This window comes from Campylobacter sp. RM15925, from assembly GCF_012978775.1.
Lineage (GTDB): Bacteria > Campylobacterota > Campylobacteria > Campylobacterales > Campylobacteraceae > Campylobacter_A > Campylobacter_A canis.
On the sequence record NZ_LIWP01000027.1, the window covers coordinates 1 to 5,391 of the forward strand.

Sequence of the window (5,391 nt, forward strand, 5' to 3'; positions counted from 1 at the left end):
GTAGAGCTGATATCCTTATCTGATTTGTTTTGGTTGCGACTTATCTCGATAGCTCCATCTTTACTTACACTGCCTTCTGTGTATTCCATAAATTTGATATCTTGCATATCTAGTAGCTTAGCGCTATCTTCACTGCTTGAGCCATCTTGACCAAATTTATTTGTAAGTTCTGCTTTTACAGAAGTCTCTTTTTTCTCGGTCATATTAATATTGTCAAGTTTGATACTGGTGCCTTCGTATCTTACATTTAGACCTGACAAATCGCCGCTAAGAGTTATCTTTCCGCTATCATCTTTATTGATAGTAAGCTCTTTTACAACCTCGGCTTTACCCGGTTCAGAGATAGTTAATTTTAACTTATCGCCTGTTACTACGTTGCTTGGCAGATTGATACTTACAGTGGTAGAGTTAAATGTTCCATCTTTCATAGCCTCATCTCTACTCATAATTTTATCATTGCTAGCATCTTCATCAAATACGACCTCTAGTTCTTTGCCTTTTATAGTTTCTAGTCCGATTTCAGCTTTTTTAGGATCAATGATAACATTTCCTGCTTTATCTTGAATTTTAGCCTCTACGGATGTTGTTTGACCTTCTTGAACCACCACGCCAGGAATTTTGATCGTGTTATCCTGAACCATAACTTCTCCGATAGTAAATTCCTGAGTTCTTGAAGCAAATGAGCCGTCAGCCTGAGGCTCTGTGATAGTAACTACTACTTTATCACCATTAACAACATCTCTTGGTATCGTTACTCTTGCCACTGTTGTATGCAAGGCTTTATCATCACTCATACTCTCATCTCTGCTTAATATACCATTTCTACTAGCGTTATCCTCATCAAAAGAAACGGTAAGCTCTTGCGTGATACGAGCTAACTCTAAAGAACCTTCAGCAGAGTCCTTGCCTTCCACTTTAGCTTCAAGAGTAGATGTTTTACCGTCAACCATTTTTATACCATCTATCTTTATACTGCCGTCACTATCTACGGGAACATTTTTTCCGTCTTTATCTTGAACGGTTATAGTGCCGTTATCGTTGCTTACGATAGTATATACTCTAGGCTCACTTGTTCCATCTCCATGTTTAATAGTGATTTCTACCTTGTCACCCGCTTCAACATTGCTAGGGATTGTAACTCTGGCCGTAGTGATGTGCAGATCTTTATCCTGCATAGCCTCTTCTCTAGTTAGCTTGCCGTCTTTACTATCGCTATCTTCGTCAAATATGACACGCATCTTTCTAACGCCCGATCCTGTTCCTGTTACCTCTAAGCTTCCTAAAGCGCTAACTTTATTTTCTTTATCACCAACATTAGTAACTTCGGCTTTAACATCAACCTTGCCTTCAGCGATAGGAATTTCTATCTTAGCTATATTATTGGATACATCAATAGAACCATTTGGGCTTTGAAGGGCAATATTGCCGTCTGCATCCTTCTTGATAGTATATGACTGAGTGCTACTTGCACCTCCTTGAGTGACGATCAAGTCAAGCTTATCTCCATCTACGGCATTACTTGGAATTCTTACACTTATAGTAGTCTTATCAGGATCGCTTAAATTTTCATTTGGAGATAAAATTCCGTTTTTGCTAGTATCCTCATCAAATTTAATAGCCATATCGTCATATAGTTTTTCCAGTATGCTGTTATTCTTAGCTTCCGCCTTGCCTATACCTCTACTATCTTGCGTGATAGCTTCAACGATAGTATCTTTGCTAGTACTCATAGGCACGCCATCTACTTTGATTATGCCGTTAGAAATTTCAACCGGTTGTCCGCCGCTATCTTTGACAGTTATATTTCCATCCGCATCTCTTTCGATGCTATAAACCTTTTTAAAGCTTGGATCATCTTTAATTGTTACCGTAACAGTATCTCCGGTTACAACATTGCTTGGAATTTTTACATTAACGGCAGTTTTAATCAAATCTCTATCTTCCGTAGCTTCAGCTCTAGACATGATTGTATTTTTATTGACATCTTCATCAAAATATACCGCCATTTCGTTTAGATCTGCTAAAGTATTTTCGCTTGTAGCTGAAGCTGAACCGAATGCATCTGTTATTTCAGCCGTAACTATAGTCTTTTTACCGGGAAGAGTATCAAGTCCCTTTATCTGGAAGCTATTGTTAGTAGTCATCTCTACTTTAGCTCCGCCTTTTTCGGTTATAGTTACTTTGCCATTATTTTCATCTTTATGTATAGTATATTCTTTGATAGTTACTTTATCAGCTGCATTCTCTTGCGGCTCTTTAATGGTTACAGTTAATTTATCTCCTGTTACTGCATTTTTTGGAATTTTTATAGTTACCGGAGTGTCAAACAGCTCTTTATCGGAAACTGCATTTGTCCTGCTTGTTACATTAGCGCCTTTTGCCTCGTCAAATATAACTTCCGGAGTTTTCAAAGGCTCTAGTCCAATAGTTTTAGTATCTGTTTTTTGCTCCGGAGTTGAACTATTTTGATAATCAATCTTAGCCGATATCGTGGTGTCATTTACACTTGGATTTTTCGGATCAAGATTATCAGCCTCTCTTGGCTTCATAGCAAGATTCTCTAGCTTAAAGACAAAAGGATCTTTTAGATCAGGAACTAAAGCTTCACCTACTCCGCCACCTGTTATAGATGATATTTTTCCGGTATTTTCATTAACTGTTATAGTATACTCTATATCGCGTTCAGGCTTGTCAGGTTCTTTAACGGTTAAGATTAGCTTATCTCCCGTTCTTACGTTATTAGGTATAGTTACAGTTGCATCGGTTTTGTTTATCTCTCCGTCAGATATAGCCTCTTGTCTGGTTAATACATCAAGAGTTTTTATCTCATCAAATTTTACATCAAGATCTCTTAGTTCAGGTGTAACTCTATCTATATTAGAATTTCCGCTTTTTTGAGTATCGGTAATACCGTCTTTTAATATAGCAGAAATTTCCGATCTAACACCCGGAAGTATAGGTACATCTGTAAAAATCTTGGCATCTGTTATATGAGTATCTTCTAGGATAAGCTCTTTAATCTTAAGTTCATTTGGCTTATCAATGTTGGTATAAGACAAGACTAACTTATCTCCGGCTACTGCACCTACAGGTATTCTTATCTCAACTTTTGTATTTTTAAGATTATTATCTTTATAATTTTCATGAACTGTTAAAATTCTATCATTGTTTATATCTTCAGTGAATATAACTACAGGAGCGATCATCACGGTAGTTATATCCGAAGCCTCATCGCTAACACTGCCCACGCTATTTCTTATAGTTGCTTTTACTTCATAGGTGCTACTGTTGGCTAGCTTATCAATTACTACCTTATAACCATTGTCTTGAAGGTCTTTTAGCATAGCTTCGTCTGCAATCTTAATTGATTTTGTATCTATAACACGATTGTTTCTATAAACAGCTATATCTAATATATCTCCCACTTTAACTACATTGTGTTGCGAAGTATCCACTTCACTGTCTTGCGGAACTTTTACATTTACGGTTGTCTTGCTTTGTTCGCCATCGCTATTGTTTTCAGCGTAAGATAGCTTTTTATCATCTTCTGTGGCGCCAGGGGCAACAACATCTTCTACAAACACAACTTTTGGTGGTGGCGGTGGAGTTAAATTTACCTCTATCTTGTCACTTGCTTCTTTACTTACATTGCCATGTTTGTCAGTAATAGTACCTTTTGCTTCATAAATTTCACCATTTTTTACAGGAGTATCAAATTCATAAAATTTATTGTCAAGTATAGTCTTGTCTATCGGGTGATCTTTAATCTCCTTAACTACCAAGCCCGCTTTATCGTACACTTTTACATTTAACTTATCACCTATTTTTGCATCATCAGGGATTATAACTTTAACTTTTGTAGAATTTTGGTTACCGTCTTTAGAGTTCTCAAATCTATTTAGCACTCCATCATTATTTAGCTTAGGATCAGCATTGCCTGCATTGCTACCATCCTCAGAAAAAATAACCTTTAACTCCTTAGCTGAAATATCCACAGTTACTTGATCGCTTCCCTCTGGACTTATATTGCCTGCCTTGTCGGTGATGGTAGCCTCTACTTTAGATGTTTTTCCATCAGCCACAGGAACATTATCTATTTCATGACCTTTAGTTTTAAGTTTAGTTAAAGTAGCTTCATCCGAAATTTCCACTTTTATAGTCCTGCTTGTACCGTCAGGATTTGTAACCGTTATATTTAACGTATCACCAACCTTTGTCTCTTCAGGAACTTTTACTACTGCAGGAGTTTCATTTTTAGTTGCACCTAACTCTTTTTCATCTAATACTCCATCATTATCACCATCTTTTGTAAATTCAACTGTTGGTGCAGGAGTTGGGGTTGTATCGGTAGTTACTTCATCGCTTCCTTTTGGACTTATATTGCCTGCCTTGTCCGTAATAGTAGCTTCTACTCTTGATATCTTCCCGTCTTCCACAGGAACTTCATTGATAGTGTATCCGTTGTCTTTTAAGTCATCGAGAAATGCCTGATTTGGGATAGGAACTTTTATAATGTCAGTATCGCCGTTAGGTTTTTTAACAGTGATAGTTAAAGTATCTCCGATGTTCGTCTCGTCCGGAATAGTGATTTTTACAGGCGTTGTAGTCTTACCGTTTAACTCGTCTTTGCTTAATAGTCCGTCATCTTTTCCTGTTTTAGGATTTATCTTGTCTTCAACAAATTCAACTTTCGGTGCAGGAGTTGGGGTTGTATCGGTAGTTACTTCATCGCTTCCTTTTGGGCTTTCATTACCGGCTTTATCTTTGATAGTAGCTTCTACTTTTGAAATTTCACCGTCTTTTACAGGGATATTATTTATAGTATGGCCATTATCTATAATCTCTTGAGTTATGACTACTTTTTGATTTTCAGTAGAGCCGTCCGGTTTTGTGATAACAATTTCTAAAGTATCTCCTATTTCAGCTTCAGGTGGAACAGTTATCTTAACAGGAGTTGTTGTTTTACCGTTTAACTCGTCTTTACTTAGTAGTCCGTCGTCTTTTCCGGTATCAGGATTTATTTTATCTTCAATAAACTCAACTTTTGGTGCAGGAGGTGGAGTTAAATCGGTAGTTATTTGATCGCTACCTGTGCTACTTGTATTGCCCGTTTGATATTTAATAACAGCATCAACTTTTGAAAGCTTACCATCTTCTACAGGAATATCATTTATGGTATAACCGTTGTCTATAATCTCTTGAGTTATAACTACTTGTTGGTTTTCTGTAGAGCCGTCCGGTTTTGTGATAACAATTTCTAAAGTATCTCCTATTTTAGTGTCGGGCGTAACAATTATTTTAACCGGCGTCGTTGTTTTATCTACTCCTGCTTCTTCATTACTCAATCTTCCGTCATTGTTGCCGTCATCTATAAACTCAACTTTTGGCGCA

The 5,391-nt window shown here is 37.1% G+C and carries 1 protein-coding gene; it reads right to left on the reverse strand.

What is annotated here, in order from left to right:
- The coding region (locus tag CDOM15925_RS09865) for a hypothetical protein (RefSeq protein ID WP_169943236.1) at nt 1–5,391 on the reverse strand (5,391 nt) is incomplete at both ends.